Annotated in this window: 19 protein-coding genes and 5 pseudogenes; 7 read left to right on the top strand and 17 right to left on the bottom strand. The window is 63.0% G+C overall.

Annotated features, from left to right (window positions below; translation table 11 throughout):
• Positions 1–2: 2 nt before the first annotated feature.
• The 9 genes and pseudogenes from CFB50_RS18380 to istA all read right to left on the bottom strand — a co-directional run.
• Positions 3–1,847 carry a DUF1302 domain-containing protein gene (locus CFB50_RS18380; RefSeq protein WP_089446790.1) on the bottom strand — a complete coding sequence of 615 codons (1,845 nt, stop codon included), beginning with the start codon at positions 1,845–1,847 and terminating at the stop codon, positions 3–5.
• A gap of 78 nt (positions 1,848–1,925) precedes the next feature.
• Entirely contained in the window at positions 1,926–3,293 is a 1,368-nt protein-coding gene (locus CFB50_RS18375; protein WP_089446789.1) for a DUF1329 domain-containing protein, read from the bottom strand.
• 215 nt (positions 3,294–3,508) lie between these two features.
• A complete protein-coding gene (locus tag CFB50_RS18370; RefSeq protein WP_069250413.1) occupies positions 3,509–3,922 on the bottom strand; it encodes a RidA family protein in 414 nt (137 codons plus the stop codon).
• A gap of 17 nt (positions 3,923–3,939) precedes the next feature.
• On the bottom strand, positions 3,940–4,773 hold the full coding sequence (locus tag CFB50_RS18365; protein WP_069250412.1) for a phytanoyl-CoA dioxygenase family protein: 834 nt from the start codon (positions 4,771–4,773) through the stop codon (positions 3,940–3,942).
• A 244-nt stretch (positions 4,774–5,017) separates the two neighbouring features.
• Positions 5,018–5,641, bottom strand: coding sequence for a TetR/AcrR family transcriptional regulator (locus CFB50_RS18360; RefSeq protein ID WP_089446788.1), 624 nt, complete (start codon positions 5,639–5,641; stop codon positions 5,018–5,020).
• Between the two features lie 73 nt (positions 5,642–5,714).
• The gene (locus CFB50_RS18355) at positions 5,715–6,389 is read right to left on the bottom strand and encodes a hypothetical protein (RefSeq protein WP_069250410.1); all 675 of its coding nucleotides are present in this window, start codon (positions 6,387–6,389) and stop codon (positions 5,715–5,717) included.
• Between the two features lie 35 nt (positions 6,390–6,424).
• Complete coding sequence (locus CFB50_RS18350) at positions 6,425–7,084, bottom strand: c-type cytochrome (RefSeq protein WP_069250409.1); 660 nt, start codon at positions 7,082–7,084, stop codon at positions 6,425–6,427.
• A 10-nt stretch (positions 7,085–7,094) separates the two neighbouring features.
• On the bottom strand, positions 7,095–8,570 hold the full coding sequence (locus CFB50_RS18345; protein WP_069250408.1) for a flavin monoamine oxidase family protein: 1,476 nt from the start codon (positions 8,568–8,570) through the stop codon (positions 7,095–7,097).
• A 449-nt stretch (positions 8,571–9,019) separates the two neighbouring features.
• Positions 9,020–9,643: pseudogene (gene istA / locus CFB50_RS18340) on the bottom strand (IS21 family transposase); the annotation flags it as partial.
• An 874-nt stretch (positions 9,644–10,517) separates the two neighbouring features.
• On the opposite strand from istA, the gene CFB50_RS18335 reads away from it, so the two are divergent.
• The 5 genes from CFB50_RS18335 (at position 10,518) to CFB50_RS18315 (ending at position 14,199) form a co-directional block, all read left to right on the top strand.
• Positions 10,518–10,703 (top strand): hypothetical protein, encoded by a 186-nt coding sequence (locus CFB50_RS18335; protein ID WP_034175064.1) that lies wholly within the window; start codon positions 10,518–10,520, stop codon positions 10,701–10,703.
• Positions 10,704–10,970 carry a DUF1488 domain-containing protein gene (locus CFB50_RS18330; protein WP_009907020.1) on the top strand — a complete coding sequence of 89 codons (267 nt, stop codon included), beginning with the start codon at positions 10,704–10,706 and terminating at the stop codon, positions 10,968–10,970. It begins immediately after the preceding gene.
• A 91-nt stretch (positions 10,971–11,061) separates the two neighbouring features.
• On the top strand, positions 11,062–12,660 hold the full coding sequence (locus tag CFB50_RS18325; RefSeq protein WP_089448357.1) for a SagB/ThcOx family dehydrogenase: 1,599 nt from the start codon (positions 11,062–11,064) through the stop codon (positions 12,658–12,660).
• Positions 12,661–13,027: 367 nt separating this feature from the next.
• Positions 13,028–13,759 (top strand): Crp/Fnr family transcriptional regulator, encoded by a 732-nt coding sequence (locus tag CFB50_RS18320; protein WP_089446787.1) that lies wholly within the window; start codon positions 13,028–13,030, stop codon positions 13,757–13,759.
• 230 nt (positions 13,760–13,989) lie between these two features.
• A complete protein-coding gene (locus CFB50_RS18315; protein WP_226217510.1) occupies positions 13,990–14,199 on the top strand; it encodes a hypothetical protein in 210 nt (69 codons plus the stop codon).
• A 195-nt stretch (positions 14,200–14,394) separates the two neighbouring features.
• Here the strand turns inward: CFB50_RS18315 and CFB50_RS18310 are convergent, their stop codons facing one another.
• The gene (locus CFB50_RS18310) at positions 14,395–14,817 is read right to left on the bottom strand and encodes a type II toxin-antitoxin system HicB family antitoxin (protein ID WP_089448356.1); all 423 of its coding nucleotides are present in this window, start codon (positions 14,815–14,817) and stop codon (positions 14,395–14,397) included.
• A gap of 118 nt (positions 14,818–14,935) precedes the next feature.
• Between CFB50_RS18310 and CFB50_RS18305 the strand changes: the two are divergent.
• Positions 14,936–15,763 (top strand): annotated as a pseudogene (locus tag CFB50_RS18305) (DesA/ISL3 alpha bundle tail domain-containing protein); the annotation flags it as partial.
• A gap of 96 nt (positions 15,764–15,859) precedes the next feature.
• On the opposite strand, the gene CFB50_RS18300 reads toward CFB50_RS18305, so the two are convergent.
• The 7 genes and pseudogenes from CFB50_RS18300 to CFB50_RS40025 form a co-directional block, all read right to left on the bottom strand.
• The gene (locus CFB50_RS18300; RefSeq protein ID WP_029227485.1) at positions 15,860–16,039 is read right to left on the bottom strand and encodes a hypothetical protein; all 180 of its coding nucleotides are present in this window, start codon (positions 16,037–16,039) and stop codon (positions 15,860–15,862) included.
• Positions 16,040–16,261: 222 nt separating this feature from the next.
• Positions 16,262–16,484 (bottom strand): annotated as a pseudogene (locus tag CFB50_RS40030) (IS5/IS1182 family transposase); the annotation flags it as partial.
• A gap of 179 nt (positions 16,485–16,663) precedes the next feature.
• A complete protein-coding gene (locus CFB50_RS40430) occupies positions 16,664–16,948 on the bottom strand; it encodes a hypothetical protein (RefSeq protein ID WP_012339009.1) in 285 nt (94 codons plus the stop codon).
• Positions 16,949–17,025: 77 nt separating this feature from the next.
• The gene (locus CFB50_RS18285) at positions 17,026–17,313 is read right to left on the bottom strand and encodes a hypothetical protein (protein WP_009907030.1); all 288 of its coding nucleotides are present in this window, start codon (positions 17,311–17,313) and stop codon (positions 17,026–17,028) included.
• Between the two features lie 48 nt (positions 17,314–17,361).
• On the bottom strand, positions 17,362–17,634 hold the full coding sequence (locus tag CFB50_RS18280) for a hypothetical protein (protein ID WP_089446786.1): 273 nt from the start codon (positions 17,632–17,634) through the stop codon (positions 17,362–17,364).
• A 63-nt stretch (positions 17,635–17,697) separates the two neighbouring features.
• Positions 17,698–17,895: a hypothetical protein gene (locus CFB50_RS18275; RefSeq protein WP_089448355.1), complete on the bottom strand. Its 198-nt coding sequence runs from the start codon at positions 17,893–17,895 to the stop codon at positions 17,698–17,700.
• A gap of 52 nt (positions 17,896–17,947) precedes the next feature.
• Positions 17,948–18,010 (bottom strand): annotated as a pseudogene (locus tag CFB50_RS40025) (SOS response-associated peptidase family protein); the annotation flags it as partial.
• Between the two features lie 309 nt (positions 18,011–18,319).
• On the opposite strand from CFB50_RS40025, the pseudogene CFB50_RS18270 reads away from it, so the two are divergent.
• Positions 18,320–18,817: pseudogene (locus CFB50_RS18270) on the top strand (transposase); the annotation flags it as partial.
• Between the last annotated feature and the right edge of the window lie 131 nt (positions 18,818–18,948).

Below are 18,948 nucleotides of genomic sequence, written 5' to 3'. Positions count from 1 at the left end.
CGTCAGAAATTGCGAGTGACGAACAGCCCGACGAAATTGCGGTCCGCGTACGGCTGGCCGACCGTGTTGTGCCCGCCGAAGAACGCGGTGAAATTGATGCCGGCCTGCCAGTTCGGCGGGTTCTGGTTGAACAGCACGTAGACGTTCAGCGACTTCGCGCCCTGCATGTAGTTCGCGGTGAAGGTCGGCGTGTAGCCGTACAGTCCATCCGAGAACGTCACGCCCGGCGTGACCTGCCAGCCCGGGATCAGCGTGCCGTCATAGGTCCAGTTGAAGTCGATCGTCGCGCCGACCGAGCTCGCGGTGCCCTGCCCCTTCCCGATCGGGTAGCCGAGCGCCGAGCCGTTGTTCAGCCACGGCAGGTAGCCGGTCTGCGGCGCCTGCGTGACGGTCTGCCCGTTGATCGTGCGCGTGACGCCGCTCGGACTCAGCCCCGGGTAGTAGATCCACGTGAGCTCCCACGTGAGCGCGGCTGAATCGGCGCCGAGCCATTTGAGGAACGGATACTCGCTGCGCGTGAGCGCCAGCAGCCCGTTGATGTCGTACTGGAACTTCTTCTTGTCGACCCATTGCGGGCAGTCGATGCCGGCGACGCCGTTCGTGTTCAGGTCGAGCGGGCCCCCCGCGCCATAGCAGGCCGACAGCGCGACCGCATCGCGCGGCCGGTACGACAGCTCGGTACCGATCGCCCAGGGCCCGAGCCCGAAGTTCGCGCTGACGCCGAACAGCTGGCGGCGGCCGAGATACGACCACTGCTCGGTGCCGTTCGCGAGCGACGCGAGTACCGGCGACTTGTCGGTGTAGTTCAGGTAATAGAACGCGAAGTTCGCGTCGAACGAGCGCGGCGAGTAGTTGAACTTCACGCCGAACTGCGGCCGGTATTTCGCCGGCAGGTTCGTGACGGACGGCAGCCCGATGTCGTTGAACGGCGGCCCCGCATAGTCGCCGTTCACGAGCCCGTTCTTGATCGCGTTCAACGTGCCCTGGTTGCCCGCGGCGGCCCCGCCGCCGATCGCATTCGCGATCGAGCCGGCGCTCGGCCCGGTCACGTTCAGGTTGGTCGTGTTGAGCGTGAACGGCTCCGCGCCGCGGCCGAAGCCGTTCGTCACCGACCAGTACGAGCCGACCGGCGGATAACGGTTGCCGTTCCACTGGAACTGATAGTAGGCCTCGGTGCTGAATCCGTGCGACAGGTCTGCAGCAACGCTCACCATCGGTGCGGGCAGCAGCGCCTGCTTGAGTTGCGAGCCGGGAATCAGCAGTTTCTGCACGTCGAGCGAGTTGGTCGCGTTGATCCCGCTCTGCGCGAACATGCTCTCACCCCAGTTGATCACCTGGTTGCCGAGCCGCACGTGTGCGTTGCGTCCGCCGATCCTGAAGTCCTTTTGCGCCCACAGGTCGAGCAGTTGTGCGTTGTAGACCACCTGCGCGGAAGCGGTGCTCGACAGCGGCGTTCTCGCCGTATTGCCGGCGAGGAAATCGTACATGCCGGTGCCGCGCACCATGAACTTCAGCCCTTCGCTGGGCATCTTCAGCAGCAGCTCGCTGGTCGCGCTGACGTAGGTGCTGAACGGCTGGCCCTTGCGGTAGTTCAGGTCGCCGTTGTCCGCATAGCCCCATTGATTCGTGTTCGCCGCCGCGCCGCAGCCGTATGCGTTCGGATCGCCGGTGAGCGAGCAGCTCGGGCTCTTGGTACGGATGCCGGCGCCGGCCGTCAGGTTGGTCACCCACGAGCCTTGCAGATCGTTGATGCCCGTCGTGAAGTCGTAAGCGTGTGCGTTCGACGCCGCGGCACCCGCGAGCACGACCGATACCGTAGTATTCCTGATCAACCTTGCCGATTCCATGATCCGTCTCCCACCCCTTTGCGATGCCGGCGCGCGGTCGTTGCGCGCGCCGGTCCCTTGTGCTTCAGCCGATGACGGTCAGCGTTCGCTGACCGAGCGCAGCGATTCCGCCGTGTAGAAATCCTGCTTGAAGCGCGGATCGTCGGCCTGTTCGAGCCAGCGAACGTCCTTGCCCTGCCCGATCGACGTCGCATCGAGCACGTAGCGGCCGTTGTTCATGTCGTACTGCGCGAGCGGTTCGTTGTCGCACGTGCCGCCGAGCTCCCACACCGGGATCGGATAGCTTTCGCGCACCTTCCACAGCTTGCCCTGCGCGTCGTAGTCCTCGCCGACCAGCGCGAGCCAGCTGTCCTCGTCGAGATAGAACACCTTCTTCGATGCGACGTGCCGTGCGCTCGGCTTCAGCGTCGCCTCGACGACCCACACGCGGTGCGTCTCGTAGTGCCGGCTCGTCGCCGCGACACCGTCCGGCGTCGCGACGTCGTGCAGCTTGCTCTTGAACTTGTACATGCCGAATGCGTTGTACGGGACGATCATTTCCTTCTTGCCGACCAGCTTCCAGTTGAAGCGGTCGAGCGAGCCGTTGATCATGTTCGCTTCGTCGATCAGGTACTGGTTCTCGAAGCCGATCAGCGGCGCGTCGTGCGTATAGGCCGGCATGCGCCGCACGCGGCGCTGGCCGGGGAAGTAGTAGTACGTCTCCGACGGCTTGTCGAAATACTGGCGCTGCACGAACGCCTGGCCGGCCAGCGCAGCCGGCGAGTTCATCTGGAAGTACACGGCCGTGCTGAGCTGATCGACGTCCTGCGGAGAATGCTTGCCGAGCTTGCCGGACGGGAAGAAGAACGTCTGCGGGCCGACCGCGTCGATCCATTCGCTGCTGCCCGGACGTGGCGACACGGTCGTCGCCATCTGCCCCCAGTCGACACCTTCGCCGCGATAGCGCATCTCGTAGTTGAGGATCGCCTCGACGCCGCTCTTCGGCTGCGGGAACGGCACGCCCGGCAACATGGCCGCCCCGAGCGTGTCGCCCGCCGGCCCGAGCTTCGCGGCGCTCAGGTTGGCCTTCGAGTTCTGCTCGACGACATCCGGCAGCTGGCATTCGCGGTGGGACGGATAGACGTCCATCCGGTAGCCCTTCTTCTGCTTGATCAACGCGACCTGTCCGGGCGACAGCTTGTCCGCGTACTTGTCGACGTTCGCCGCATCGATCGAGTACAGCGGCTTCTCGTTGCGATGCTTCCAGAAATCGGCGCGCACCTTGCCCCATTCCCAGCCCGCGTCGGGCGACTGCTTGCCGGTGTAGGCCGGCACCGAGCCGTCCTTGCTCGCCGCGCGATCGGCGCCGGCCGGCGTCAGGTCGTCCGCCGCGACGGCCGTGCCGAGCGCGAGACATGCAGCGGCCGCGAGTGCGGACGCGGCCCAGAATTGATGCTTGCTCATCATGGTTCTCCTTCCCACTGCGCGTTCGCTCGCCCGTCCCGGGTGCGACGCATTCAATCCGCTCGCGATCACCGACCGGCGATCGCATCGCTCCCTGATGACGGTCGTCCGCGATGACGGACGGCCGCCTGCCTGTTTCGATACGCTTTCGCCATTCCATCAGGACTGCGATTCATTACGAACGCCCGTCTGGAAGGAATGACGCACTGCCGTCTGTCTCAGTCCCTGCCCGACCCGGCCACCGCGACCGCACGCACTTCGACGCACAGCCCCGGCAGCGCCAGTTGCGACACGCCGACCGCCGTCCACGACGGGTAGCGGTCCGGGAAATATGCGTCCTTGATCGCCGCGAAATCCTGCGTTTCCTGCTGAAGGTTCGTATGGAAGGTCGTCAGTTCGACGACGTCGGCGAGACTCGCGCCCGCCGCTTCCAGGATCATCTTCAAGCTCTCGAACGCGATCCGCGCCTGCGCCGCCACGCCGTCGGCCGGCTGCATCTGCGCGTCGAGTCCGACCTGGCCCGACACCCAGATCGTGTCGCCGACGCGCGTGGCCGGCGAGAAGTGGTATGCGTCGTACCACGGCTGGAACGGCGGCGGAACGATCGATTGCCGCTTCGGGGTAGCTGACATGATTGAAGACTCCTTGCTCAGACGAGTTGACGGAAACACGGTGCGCGGAACGGATCGCCGGCCTTCAGCCCGGCGAGCTCGTCGACGAACAGCACGCCGGCCGGCGTGAAACCCGAACGGCTTTGCTCGGGCAGCGGGCTGAACGTCGCGTCGTCGCCGAAGAAGCGCAGCACGAGCGTGTGGCGGTCGGGGAACGCGGCATCCACCGCGCCACCGCCGTGCAGCACACCCGGATGGAGCAGCACCACGTCGCCAGGCTTCGTTTCCCACGAAATGATGTCGTACGCGTCGGGCGCCGCGCGGCGCTCCGCTTCGATGTTCGGCAGCCGCGGCCACACGTCGCCGCCGTGCAGCGGATCGGTCGGGTCCTCCGCGTTCTGGAACGTGGTGCCGTCGTGGCGCACGCCGCGATGCGAGCCGCGCACGATCTCCAGCGCGTTGCGCTTCGGCACGTGCTCGAAGCTGATCCACGCATTGCCGAAGTGCATGCCCTCCCACGGCAGGTACGACGTGTCCTGGTGCCACGGCGAGCGCGCGCTCTTGCCACCGGCCTTCATGAACAGTTCCTCGGCGAAGTACCACACGTGCTTCGAGCCCCACAGGTCGGCGAACAGCTTGCCGAACGGCAGCGTGCCGACCAGTTCGTCGAGCCGCGCCTTCGCGTACGGGTTCGCGTTGTCGTTGTGCGACCGGTATTCGGTGCCGTCGAGCAGCGCCGTCGCCATCGGGCCCGGGTTCTCCATCCCCCAGTCGAACGCGGCGCGGCACTGCTCAAGCTGCGCCGCGTCGAGTACGCCTTCGACGAGAACCGCGCCGTCCTCGAAGAAAGCCTTGCGTGTAAGTGCATCCATCGTAGATCTCCTGATTCGTCCAACCACTGCCGGCCGTGATCGGTCATTGCCGGCACCTTCAGTAGAACATGGTGACAATGTTAGGTCATCATGACAAAAATACGAGAAAGAAAAAGAGGGGGTATTCCCTGTTTCGTCTGCTTGTTCGAACGTGCGTCGTGGCGGTTTGCCGTCCCGCCATGACAACCTGCTTTCAGCTTTCATACAGTCGGGCGGCGACGCCGGCCGCGGCGTCGCCGACACGTCATCCGCGCATGCGGTCGAACACCGTATGCGTGACGAAGCCGACCAGCACGGCATCGGCCAGCGTGTCCACGGTGCCGCGCGCGTCGGCCGCACAACACGCGTGCACGCCGTCGCACAGCGCGGTCAGGCCGAGCGCCAGCAGCCACGCGGGCAATGGCAGCGACACGCCGGCACGCGCCGCGAATGCATCGATGCATGCGGTCGCGAGCGCTTGCCGCTCATGCAGCAACGCACCGAACTGCGCACGGAACTGCGGATCGCGCGCCGCCTGCAGTTGCGCTTCCAGCCATATCAGCCGCGACGCATCCCGCGCGGCACGCCGCCGCCAGCAGGCGAGCAACGTCCGCTGCGCGTCCTCCGCCGAACCCGCCGGCATGCCGGCGATCCGTTGCAGCGCCGTCGCGGCATCGTCGTGATCGCGCCGCAGCAGCTCGAACAGCATCTCCGTCTTGCTGCGAAAGTTCGAATAGAACGCGCCGCGTGTATGCCCGGCCGCCGCGGCGATATCCTCGACGCTCGCGGCCGCATAGCCCTTCTCCGCGAAGATCGCGCGCGCGGCGCCGAGCAGGCGTTCGCGTGTCGCATCGCGTCGCTGCGCGCGGGTCGGCCTGACCGGAGCCATCCGCGCGCTCCGCGGTCTCCGCGGCCGGGTTCGCACTTCGTCCGGATCATCTACTCTTCCTCCGTACGACTATTCATTTCGGATACGACAATACGTTCGCGTTCACCTTGCCGCGTCCGGCGTCGCGCTCCAATGCGCCATACGCGTAATAGAGCGTGACGGTCAGGTACGACCAGGCCAGCAGCGCAAGCACGTAGAAATTGAACACCACGTTGGTTTCCTCGCCCGGGATCTTGTAGAAATCGTAGATGCACGCGATCGCCTGCGAAGCGACGAGCGCGATCGTCGTCGTCAGCGCATGGAACACGTGGCCGGCACGCGCGAGCCGCAGCACGAAGCCGGCGAGATAGATCGACATCAGCGTCCACATCGCCACATAGAAGTACGGCAGCGCGTTCTGCAACACGCCGGCCACGAGCGCGATCGTCCCGAGCGTCGCGAGCACGAACAGCGTCACGTCCTGCCGCATCGACGGCCGGTAGCCGTGCGTGACGGCCATCAGACCGGCGACCGCGATCACCGGCATCCCGAATCCGCGCGAGAACGCGTCGAGGAAGTGCGAAATGGCGTACGACACCGGTAATTCGGTCGCGAAGAAGATCACCGCATTGGATGCGGAGATCGTCACGATCCACCACTCGAAGCCGAGCAGGAAATTGCGCTTGCGGACGAACTTGAGGCCGTACAGGCCGGTCGTCGCCGCCAGCGTCGCGCTGGAAAGACAAAGTACAAGTGATCTGTGATCCATGGTTCGAACTCCGGAGGTCGATTGCTACCGTTGATTCACTGTGTGACCGGGCTGACGCTCGCGAGATAGGTGGCCACCGCCGCCCGATCGTCCGCCGACATCGCCTGCGCGACGCGCTGCATCGTGCCGGTCGCCTCGCTGCGCGTGCCGTTCGCGAACGCGTCGAGTTGCACGCGCAGGTAGTCGTACCCCTGCCCGGCGAGCCGCGGAAACTGCGCCTGGCCCGTCAGTCGCGCGCCGTGGCAAGCGACGCACGCGCCGCCCGTCACGAGCTGCTCGCCCTTCGCGCGCAGTCGCGCATCCGGTTTGAAATAGCGGTTCGCGAACGGCGCCTGCTTCGCGTAGTAGCCGGCCACACGCGCGATCTCGGCTTCGCTCATCGTCATCGCGAGCGGCCCCATCGTCGGGTTCGCGCGTTGTCCGCTCGCGAACGCGTGAAGCTGCGCGGCCACGTACTGCGCGGGCTGGCCGGCGAGGCTCGGATACGCGTCGTTCAGCGACGAGCCCTTCACGCCGTGGCAGCCCATGCACACGTCGGTCGTGCGCGGCCACGGGCCGCCGTCGGCCTCGTCGGCCTGTGCCGTCTCGTCGATATGGCGCTGCAGGCGATAGAAGCCGAGCAGCGTCGGGCCGTAGACGGCCAGAAGCGCGCCGGCGACCACGAGCACGGCGAGCAGCACGATACGTTTCTTCATTTCCGGTCTCCTACGCGCGGCGCAGTTTGTTGAGCGCCTGAAGCGCGGCCTGGTGACCCGAGCGGACGGCGCCGTCCATGTAGCCGGCCCAGATGTTCGCGGTCTCGGTGCCCGACCAGATCAGGTTGCCGCACGGCGTGCGCAGCGCGTCGCCGTGTGCGGTCCAGAATCCGGGCGGAATCGCGGAAACGCACGTGATCGTCCACGGGTCGGCGAGCCCCCAGTCACGATCGTGGTACGACACCGGCTGCAGCGCGTCGGCACCCCACGCCTGCGCGTAGAGCTCGGCGAGCATCTGCTTCGCCGCCTGCGGGTCCGACGGCAGCATCGCGTTCTTGACGAACGCGTTGATCACGCCGATCTCGCCGCCGGGCGGCGAATTGTCGTAGGCCCAGAAGATCGGCCCATTGGTCTGGAAGATGTGGCCGTTCAGCCCCTTGTCGCGCCAGAACGGCCGGCGATAGACCATCGCCGTCTTGCGCGCCGGGGAATGCGCGGGCCACGCACGTTGCAGTGCCGCGCGCGGCGCCGGCAGAGGCGGATCGAACTGCATCCGGTGACACAGTGCCGGGTGGAGCGCCATCACGACCTGTCTCGCGCGCACCGTGCCGCGGTCCGTCTGCAGCGTGACGACATCGCGATCCCAGCCGACGATCCGGCGCACCGGTGCCGACAGGCGCACCTTGTCGCCGAGTTGCTGCGCCATCCGAAGGCTGAGGGCCTGCGAGCCGCCGACGAAGCGGGTTTCCTGCGCGCTGTGCTTGATCGAGTCGAGCTGCGCGTAATCGCAATCGGCGGAATTGATCATCGACAGGAAATGCAGCAGCCCCATCTTCGCCGGCGCGACGCCGCCCGACAGCGCGATCGACGCGTTCCAGCCCATCCGGTCTTCGGGTTGGATGCCCTGCTGCGCGAGCCAGTCGCCGACCGACAGCCGGTCGAGCTCGGCCGCCTTCTGCGAGGTCCATGGCGTGGCCGACGGCACGTCGCGCGACAGCCGGCCGAGCTTCGCCGCGACGGCTTCGTCGGTGCCGAGCGTGCCCTGCAGGTCGATCTCGGCGCGCCCGTCGCCGCCGAGAATGACCGTCTTGCCTGCGTAATAGCTCGGGAACGTGCCGACTTCCAGCTCGCGGGCGAGATCCGCGACAGCCGTCTGGCCCGGGCCGATCCACTGGCCGCCAACTTCCGTCACATAGCGGCCGCCCACGTCGTAGTTGAGCGTGCGGCCGCCCACGCGATCGCGCGCCTCGAGCACCGCGAAGGATTCGCAGCCCGCGTAGCGCAGGTCGCGCGCGGCCGTCAGGCCGGCCAGCCCGGCGCCGACGATCGCGACGTCGAGCACGTCGCCCGGTACGGGCGCCGCATCGGCGCTCGCACGCGACGCGCTCATTGCAAGGCCGCCGATCGCGACGGAGGCGCCCGTGGCCTTGAGCCACTGCCTGCGCGACAGGTTGGCCGCGCCGTTGGGGGATGACTTCCTGGACATGATGTCTTTCCGGGTTACAGCCTGAAATGACGCGGGCGGCGGCCGCCTGGGCGGCACGCGCATATCGCACGCGCGGAATCTGACGACTGAACAACCTCAAGCAACTTCCCCTGCCGCCGGCTCGGGCATCGAGCCCGATGCGCGAGCCGGTTCGCGAACACCCGCGCCCGCATGCGGCCGAGCCATCGGTCGCATGGCACTCGACGTTCGCCATTCGCAGTCCTGCCTGTCTCCATGCCGATCGTCCTTTTTCTGATAAGGAATCGTCGATCTTTGTAATTAGTACATGTTGCAAAAGTTAGGTCATGATACATAAAACAGAAACAGAAAAAAAAGACAGGGTATTCCCCTGTCCCGATGACGATCGCAAGGCTCCAGAAAGGTTGCTGCGCGGTATCGCGTTCATGGCGATCGCGTGCGCGGTCCCGCATGCCGCGCATCGGGCAACGCCGCGCGGCGGCAACCTTGTCCACGGCGGTCTTCATGTTGTCGTAGATGCCGCGCCGCGGCACGCCGCCGAACGCGGCGAACGCGCGGGCGTGCGCATCGAACAGCATCTCGTGACTCTGTGTGGGATAGGCGACGAGCCAGAACGCGCGGCTGGAGTTAAGTTTGACGTGGGCGACCTCCAGGCGTCGCCGCAGCCCGCCAATAAAAGCGTATTCGCAGCTCCAGTCAAACTGGAAGGCTTCGCCGGGTTCGAAGGCGAGCGGCACGAAGGCCTGCCTGCGAGGCGCCTCAGCCTGCTCCTCGTGCCAACGCCTCACGAACGCGCTCACCCGGCCGTAGCTGCCGGCGTAACCCTCGGCGCGGATCGCCTCGAACATGAACCGGGCGGTGCGCCGGTCACGCTTCGGGCGATGACTGTCGGCACGCAGCCAACCTGTCAGCTGTGCGGCCCAGTCGTCGATGACGCTCGGGCTGACGCGCTTCGGATACTTCGGCTCGACGGCATCAGTCTGCCGCAGCCAGCGGCGCACCGTGTTTCGGGACAGGCCCGTATGCCGCGCAATCTCGCGCAACGGGACCTTCTCGCGGAAATACATCCGCCTGATCTTGGCCAATATACCCACCGTGATCACCTTTGTATCCCCTGCTCAAAGATTGAGCAGGGCATTCAATCACGTGGGTCAAAATTCGATGAAAATTTCCAGCTCTAGTGGGTCAGTTCTGCGCGGACATCAACAGGCAACCCACTCGCGAGGTGCGCTCACGAATCGGTTGGGTCTACGACTAAAGTGCATCCAGTACCTTCGGGAGCGGGTCTGATAGTAACCGTCCTCTTATGGGGCGAGCAATCGGGCAACAGCAGCATGCTAACGAGAAGAAATCGTCAGCTGTTGACTCGATCTCTTGGCTATCTCAACCCCATCGAGTACCGTGAAAGCTTCGGGTTAACGACCTAAATCAGTCCAAGAAAACGACCGCATCCCCGGTGGGTTGAGACTCGGTGGAAATCAACAGCCCGCCCCGCTGAACAGGCCGCCGCGCGTACTGCGCGTCGCCTGTTCGTGGGATGGAACTGAGAAAAAGCGCTAGCTGGCGGCCGTCACGCGCAAGTTGATGACGGTAGTGTTGCTTGGGGGGGATCGTGGCGATCATGGCCTTGACGCGAGATAGCGCTTGCGTGGCCGTGGTATAGGGCGCATTCTCGTGAGGTTCGATGTGCGTGACCGATGGTTTTGCTCCGACTCCTTACGCTTCCCCCTGTCCGCACAGCCAAGCAGAAAGCTCACCACGACGATCCTGCGCGCGAACGTCGAAGCTGCGAACTTCGCGCGTCAACCGAGCCTCCCTCTGAGGTTCGGTCCGGCAGTTCCGTGCGCGAGAGATGCCGTCGGCGGCAAGCCCGCGGGTCGTCGTCCGGTCCTCGTATAGGGCGGGCGACGACGAAATTCAGTCACCGCGACGGTCCTGAAATTTGAAATTCTCTTTTTGGGAACCGGCATGCCTAAGCAAACCGAACTGAAGCCAGCCACGCCCGCCAGGCACAGCGATTACGCTGACGTGAAAAAGGCGCGCGCGTCGGCACTGAAGCGCGCGGACAGCGAGCGTGCCGAGAAGCGGCGCGAAAATGACGCTCGCATCAATGTCAACGCGAGCAAGTGGCGTTATATCTGTCAGGAGGGTTAGATGGGGAATAGCGCCGTGACACTCAACTTTCCCAATCCCAGTCGCACCTACGACGCTTCCAGACACTGTGTATGCTTTTGGGGCTACGACAATTCTCGCGAGATTACCTTTCTGGTCGACGATGCGATGCTGGCGAAACTGAACTCCCACATGGGTTCTGGCGAGCTCGCCTTGCTTGCGGCCTTCGACCGTAATCGCGACCGGATTCTGGGACTTGCCAGAGACCTTTACAAGGGTGGTTCCCAGAACTGGTACACGATCTCGTGAGAGTGGCCCCCGTTTGCGCCCGCACTCCACGTGCGCCTTCATTCTGACCTGCGCTAGCCGCGTGTGCGGGTATTCCGGGGTGAGAGGGGGCATGGATCGGTCAAAGCATGCGCTGCTTGATTATCACGAACGCAGCAAGCACCGTCTCAACTTCTACGCTCCTGGCCCTGGGGGGCTCGACTGGACAACCCAGCCGGATCCGTTTCGGGTATTTCACGGCGCACCGCGCGTTGCTCTGCCGTTAGCCGCGGACACCCTGGCCACGCGCTACAACGCGTTACGCTGCGGCACCTTGCCGCCCGCGCAGGGATTCGATCTGTCCCATCTGGCAATCCTGTTCGAACTCTCACTCGGCCTGTCGGCGTGGAAATCCTATGGCGCCCAGCGGTGGGCACTGCGCTGCAACCCTTCGAGTGGAAATCTGCATCCGACCGAGGGCTATCTTCTATGTCCGGCTCTGCCCGGCTTGTCCGCAGGCGTCTACCACTACCTGAGCCGGGATCATGCGCTTGAACATCGCGCTGCGGTGGACGAGCCACAATGGACCGAGGCGTTTTCGGAAAGTGGTGTCCTGGTCGGCATAAGCTCGATCCATTGGCGCGAGGTGTGGAAATACGGCATGCGCGCCTGGCGCTACTGCCAGCAGGATTGCGGTCATGTCATCGCTGCGATGAGTTACGCAGCCGCGGCGCTCGGCTGGCAGACGCGGTTGATGGAGTCGGCTGCGGATGATGCAGTGGCCGGCTTACTTGGAGTGGATCGCCGCGAAGATTTCAAGGATGCCGAAACGGAGGCGCCGGATCTTTTGCTCTGGATCGGCAACCCTGACACGCGGCCCGATCTCGAGCGCATGCTGATCGCTCTGGACAGGGCACAGTGGCACGGACGCGCCAATCAACTGAGTTCGGGACATGTGACGTGGCTGGACATCGATTCGATTCATCGCGCCACACACAAGACCCATACTCGCGAATCACCCTCGCCGAACCCGGAGCAGTGTGCAGCGCCGGCGACGCCAGCCCTCGATCTCAGCTTCGCCCGAATCGCCAGACAGCGTCGCAGCGCCGTGAATTTCGATGGCACGACGCGCATCAGCGACGCGGCTCTTTTCAGCATGCTGGCGTGCCTGCTGACACATCCCGACACGCCGCCGTGGAATGCGCTGATGTCTCCGGCCGCAGTGCATGCGGCGCTATTGGTGCACCGCGTCGACGGCCTGGAGCCGGGCCTCTATATGCTCGTGAGAACGCCGGGCGCACTGCCGGATCTTAAGCGGTCTCTGCGTCCGGAATGGCTGTGGCAAAAGATCGGGCCGGACCATCTGCCGCTCTATTTTCTGCTGCCTTACGATTTGCGCGTGGCGGCAAAGTTGATTTGCTGCCACCAGGATATCGGTGCTGATTCCTGCTTTGCGCTTGGGATGATCGCGAGATTCGAAATCGCGTTGAAGCAACCATGGCGTTATCGCCATCTGTTCTGGGAATGCGGCATGCTTGGCCAGGCGCTCTATCTCGAAGCAGAAGCCGCCGGAGTACGCGCGACGGGGATCGGCTGTTTTTTCGATGATGAAATGCACGCATTGCTCGGCGCGAAGGATCATGCCTGGCAATCCCTGTATCATTTCACCGTCGGTGGCGCGGTGGACGATCCACGCCTGTCGGCATTTCCGCCGTACGAGAATCAGCCTTGACGCGAAAGCCCAGGCATCGATCCTGGCGGGGGAATATCCGAAAGGATCGCTCGCTGCCCGAACATCGCGTGTAGTAATAATCGACGGGGCATATTGGTCCGATGTCGCCGGATCGTCCTTGCCAGCTTCCCGTCGACCTGTCCGGAGTCGACCGCATCCGTTCGATTTCACCCGGAGTGCTAGGATGATCGAATACACGCAGAAAGTCATTCTGGACGATATCACATCGAGAGCAGTACGGTCTCGCGCTCGAAGACGCCAGGATTCTCACGCAAGGTCTGCTTCGCGAGTTCGAGTCTCAAGCCGATGACGCTTCGTGTCGTTGGGGCGTCTTGGGTAGAGGCTGCAGCCACTGGAGGAGTGACATATGTCGGGTCAGCCATCCATGATCGAAAATCATCTGCTGGCAGCATTACCGGTAGAAGATCTGGCGCATATTTCGCCGCAGCTCGTGCTGATCGACATGCCGTTGGGAAAGGTGCTGTACGAGTCGGGTGGTGCGCTCAGTCACGTCTATTTTCCGACGACGTCCATCGTGTCGCTGTTGTACGTGATGGAAGACGGTTCCTCAGCCGAAATTGCCATCGTCGGCAACGATGGGTTGATCGGCATCGCGCTATTCATGGGGGGCGAAACAACCCCGAGCCGCGCGATCGTCCAAAGCGCGGGACACGCTTACCGACTCGATGCGCGCATCCTGAAAGACGAGTTCCGTCGAGGCGGTTCGATGCAGCGGCTGTTGCTACGCTATACCCAGGCGCTCATCACACAGATGGCGCAAACAGCCGTATGCAATCGACATCACTCGATCGATCAGCAGCTCTGTCGGTGGCTCCTGCTCAGCCTCGATCGCCTGCCATCGAGCGAACTGAAAATGACGCAGGAACTGATCGCCAACATGCTCGGTGTCCGCCGGTCGGGCGTGACGGAAGCTGCGCTGAAACTTCAGGATGCCGGGTTGATCCGGTACAACTATGGGCACATCGAGGTATTGGATCGCTCCGGGCTTGAGAAGCGCGTGTGCGAATGCTACGGCGTGGTCAGGCGAGAATTCGACCGCCTGCTCCCTGATTTGCAGCGCCTTGAGAAACGGCGCTGATGCCAGACCCGCATCCATGCCATCCCGCCCGTACGGCAGCGTACCGACTTCAGACGCTCGCACGAGCAGGCTGACACATGACGCACAGACTGCAGATCGGCCGCAGACTTCATCGAGATGTAAACGCCGTGATCGAAGTGGGCCGTCGCGATCCGTATCGCTTGCGCAGTTTTATCTCGACTCGGGCGGCGCGAGCCAATCAATGACGAAACTGGGGTTGTGGAGGGAGCATGTTGATGAACGATTACCCGAAATGGGAAAAAAATGTGAAGGACGAGCAACAAGAACAGGCGGAGGCACGCGCGACCGACGATGGAATGCCCGTGGTTCACCCGGAGCGGCAGAGAAGCCATGCCCATTCGTGGAAAGCCGTTACACCCAAGCAACGTATTTCCGATGCAAGGAAACGTCTGGGCATGGGTTTTCTGCCGAACCTATAGCGCATGTGTAGCAAAACTCCTCGCTCTCAAACAGAACGTGGAGCCGCCCCAGCAAGGCGGAACTCGAAGCCGGCCAAGCGCCGGCTTTTTACTTTGGCGCGTCGCTTGTGACGACAAACGGCGCATGCATCACTTTCCCGCATCGGTGAAGCGACGCAACCCGGGCAGATGAATTCGCTGAGTCGCGTTCGGCAGCTACGCCAAGACAAGTTCGTGGCAGGAGGACCGCAACGCTGGGTGGCCAATTCCTTCCGTACACTCGGCCACCACCGCTTCGCGGCTCATATGGCGCGATTTCGCCACTGCATCGATCTTTTCGACGAGCTGCTTGGGGAGGCATAGCAAGACCAGCACCGAACACGACGTCGGCCGGGCGATATCAATGAACCTCCAGATTCCCTCGCCGTCGTCGATGCACGACGCATGCAATGCCGCCATGTCCGTTGTCGGGGACGGAATTAGGCGCGCACATTGGTCATACAGTTCATTGACCCGGTCGTTTGCGGTGTTTGCCAACTCGCTGTATGTGTGGCCCTCCACGTGCGAGCCGGGAAAATCCGGCAGCCATCCGCGATAGCCTGGGCCTTCCTGTCGGGTGATAAAGATGGGGTATTCCACGATCAACTCCGGATTCCTATGTGACGTCGATCATTGTCGTTCCCAGGGGTGGGTGTGTCGGTACGCTAGAGAACGATCTCCAGGGATCCGATCTCATGCAGGTAGGTTCGGATCCGGGTATGGGGTGGGCACGCCGGACGACTGGCTCGAACCCCACGTCTATGCTCGCTATCCGAGTCTCGGCGTCGGGCTGCTGGCCGTGATCGACGTCGGGCTGTCCGGGCTGCCCGGCGTGTCGGCGTGGGCGATCCAGATGATGTGGATTCCGTTCTGGGCCGGCGGCGTGGTCAATGGTGGCGGCCACTTCGGCGGTTATCGGAATATCGCCACGTCCGATGCGAGCACCAACCTCTTCCCGCTGGGCATCCTGATCGGCGGAGAAGAGTTGCATAACAATCACCACGCGTACGTGACGTCCGCCAGGCTGTCGAACCGATGGTTCGAGTTCGACATCGGCTGGCTGTACATTCGCCTGCTGGCAGCATTGAGATTGGCGACCATTCGGCGGGTAGCAACGAAGCCGCGCCTGCTCTCGAACAAGGCCGTGGTCGACGACGCGACGCTGCAAGCGATCATCCGCAACCGACATGAAGTCATGGCCGCCTATGCGCGCATGTTCGAGCGCGCCTGCCGGTGGGAGCTGCGCCGCATCAAGGACATGAGCCGCGACGACAAGCGCGCGTTCGTGCTTGGTATGAAACGGTGGCTGCGCCAGGCCTGGGGCTATCGGGACAAGCCCGACCAGCAGGCGCTGACGAGCCGCAATGCCAGCCGGCGAATACGCGTGTACGTGGAGAGGTATGAGGCTTTGCTCGAGCTATGGGCGTGGTCACATGCATCGCGCGAACAATTGCTGGTCCAGTTGCAAAATTGGTGCCGCTACGCGGAGCAAAGCGATGTCACCGCGATCGCCGATTTTTCGATACGCCTGCGGCGGTATACCTGATCCCGGAACGTCCGCGACGCGTCATGCGGGATCGGCGCGCAACAACGCGAGGGGCGAGCGCCATCCTCTGGCGGTATCGGGAGCAACGCTGCACCACTACTTCACCTGACGGTCGGAATCGGAATAGCGCCACTTGCTCGCATTGGAATCGATGCCGGCATAGTCGCGGGTACGCTTTTCGGCCCGTTCGATATCGGCTCGGGCCAGATCGTCGCGGTCCTTTTGTCGGGTCACCTGGTCGTGTCGATCGGGTAATGTGCTTGGATAATATTTCATAGATCCTCCGAAGTGAGGTGTGCTCGCGTAGCGAGGGGCCGCATCGAGTCGGATCGCTCGAACAGGATCGCGGTCAGATATCGCGGTCAGATGCACGGGTGTTGAGTACAGGATGGGCGAGTGGGAAGGGGAAGTCGGTACGTTGCCGTGCAGTGGCTGCTAGAGCCGTTTCGGTCAATCAAGTGGTGATGCGCCTAAAGGCTGCTTCCAAATGTCGAGCGGCCACCCAAAAGCCTGCTGCGCTACGACGCATGGACGACGCTCGGACCGGATCCCGAAGCAGTAGCCCACAACGCAACCTGCGGGTCATGAGCTCCGGATCAGCCGATGGCCAACCCATCGGGCTGTAGAACGGCGCGAGATTGTGGCGCAGATCACGCAGATCCAGGAAGTGATCGATACTTCTCGACAGGTGTTCACGAGGGGCGTGACTATAGCGGTTGATTTACCGCTCGGCATGAGGCTGCCATAACCATGCCCACCCGGGTTGATCGATCGAAGATGTGCGTACCTCCAGTCACGCCGCCATCGACGATTTTTCGGACTGAATGCCTTCGCAAACAGACCTCGTTTCGAATAGGCCGCTGAGCTCGCCGTCCGCAAGGAATGCGCAGGTTGGTGCAGTCAGAGAGCAGCAAGTAACCGGAGTTGATGTTCGCTTTCGGCCCCGCAAACCAGTGCATAGGCCCGCATCTCCGTGCGCTCAAGGAGCGAAATGGATTCCGAGCCGGAAAAGTCGCTCCATGCGTCGTCCGCGATCGAGGTCGGCGCGCCGCGGGCTCTCGCGAACGCTCGCAGGAGAGGGCTTGCCTCGCGGCGCAGCACGTGGCGGTCAGCGTTCAGAACATACGGTGGACAGTCAGTCCGTAAGACAAGGTAGTACGGAATCGCATTGCGATCACTTTGCATGGTGGCGATACCGGTGAGGAAGAATGCGTGCGTTCAGCTTCTCGCGTCGTCGTGGCCGACCGCTGCGTTTGACCGAACTACATGTCGATGACCGAAGCTCCACTCACCTTTCCGTCGATGATGTCCTTTCCCTGCTGCCGGGCGGCACGCCTTGCTATACCAAAGTCGGAGTATGCATGCGATTGGTCCAGCCTGAAAATACGGCTCGCGGCGGAGGTTGCTATCGCGCCCGGGCGGCATATCCGTACCGCGATGTCATACCCTTCGGCGTAACGGGAATGTCCGTCAAAGCGACTGAATGTACGGGCGAAGACGAGGGGATGAAGTTCGTACCCCTTGTAGAGAAGAAGCAGGTGTGTCGACATGTTGGCCACTCCACAGGGGGCGACTCGCTATACGCTCGAACGCGCTTTTCATTTCCGCTGCCGCAGCCGGCTTAGCAGCTCAAGCGCCACCGTGTCAGCGTCGTTGTTGATCATTTCCGCTTGCAACAACAGGCCGCCAACACGGACGGCTGTATCCCAACCATCTTCTGTCATTGCCCGATGGTTGCGTGCAAGCTGCTCGGCAAGAGCCAGGAGCGCCGCCATCCTTGCTGACTCGCCGGAAGTCCGGCGCTCCTCCCTCCCGGCAATGAGCCGGAACAGGCCCAGGACCGACTCGGCGGTAACGGAGGGGATAGTCATTCGGACTTTATACGCCCTTTCGGTCCGCCCCGCCCATATCTTCACGCTGGCCCCCGAGCCTGCCTAGTACCGCCTCGCATACCCCTCGCGATACAGCGAGGCGCCGATCGACGTCAGAACTGCGATCTCATCCTCATTCAATCGACTCCATGCCTCCGCCAACCAGCCAGCGAATCCGGCACAAGCATGGTTCAGATCGGCGGCCGCCTTTCCCTCTGCGTTCATCCGCTCGAAGATCATCATCACGTCATGTGGCGTCATAGTCGGCTCCTCGTGAGCTTCCAGCATAGGCGATCGGTGGCGTCCGCCCCTACTCCTTCGCACGCTCGATGTTCGCTCTCTGGCGTGCCCGCAGCCACAAGCCGAAGCCGGCCAGTAGCGGGTCGACCTGGTGTCCTGTTCCGTTGACGTCAACATACTACGCACATATGGATCGGTTAAGGCCTACGCGAGCCATGTCATTGCCCGCATCGCCGATGCATCCCGTGAACCGCGTCGGTCAGTTACAGCCATGGGCCGTCGCTGGTCAGCTTCGCTCCAATATCGTCTGAGTGTATGGTCATATCAATTCGTATTCCTACGTGATCGGTCGGTCATGAACGGACGGAATGTCCTTTGACTGAGGCGGATTCAACCGGTCAATGCAACACACTAGACGCTGCGTAAGCAGTGGAGGGTGTTGCAAATGAAACAGCGGCGCAGGATTTACTACACCGAGACTCAAAAGGCACTGATGTGGGAGCGGTGGCGCAAGGGTGACACGCTTCATCAGATTGCCCAACTGTTCGATCGCCACCATTCCTCTGTTCAGGGGATTCTCGCCAGGACTGGCGGAATACAGCCAGCGCCTCGACACCGCTCCAAGCTTGCCTTGACGCTTGCCGAACGCGAGGAAATATCGCGCGCAGTCGTCGCAGGCCAGTCGATTCGATCGATAGCGGCGCGGTTAGGACGTGCGCCATCTACTATCAGCCGCGAGGTGCGGCGAAATGGCGGAAGGCAGTACTATCGAGCGAGCCAGGCCGACGAGCTCGCCTGGGACCGCGCACGGCGCCCAAAGACATGTAAGCTGGTCAGGAATCGGATACTCGCCCAGGTTGTGGCAAGCAAGCTCCGATTACAGTGGTCGCCGGAGCAGATTGCGGGTTGGCTCAAGCACGTGTATGCGGTCAACAAGGACTATCAGGGGGCCTGTCAGGAATTTTGTGTTTAAGGCATAACATGCTCCCAAGGAGAATTTATGCCTCGCAAACCGAAAGCCCAGCCGGCGGCTCTGCCGGCGATTCCGGCCGAGTTGCTTGAGCAGTTCGGCAA

Source organism: Burkholderia sp. AU33423, assembly GCF_002223135.1.
Lineage (GTDB): Bacteria > Pseudomonadota > Gammaproteobacteria > Burkholderiales > Burkholderiaceae > Burkholderia > Burkholderia lata_D.
The sequence above is the reverse complement of the archived record's forward strand: the minus strand, read 5'-3'. Positions and strand labels throughout refer to the sequence as shown.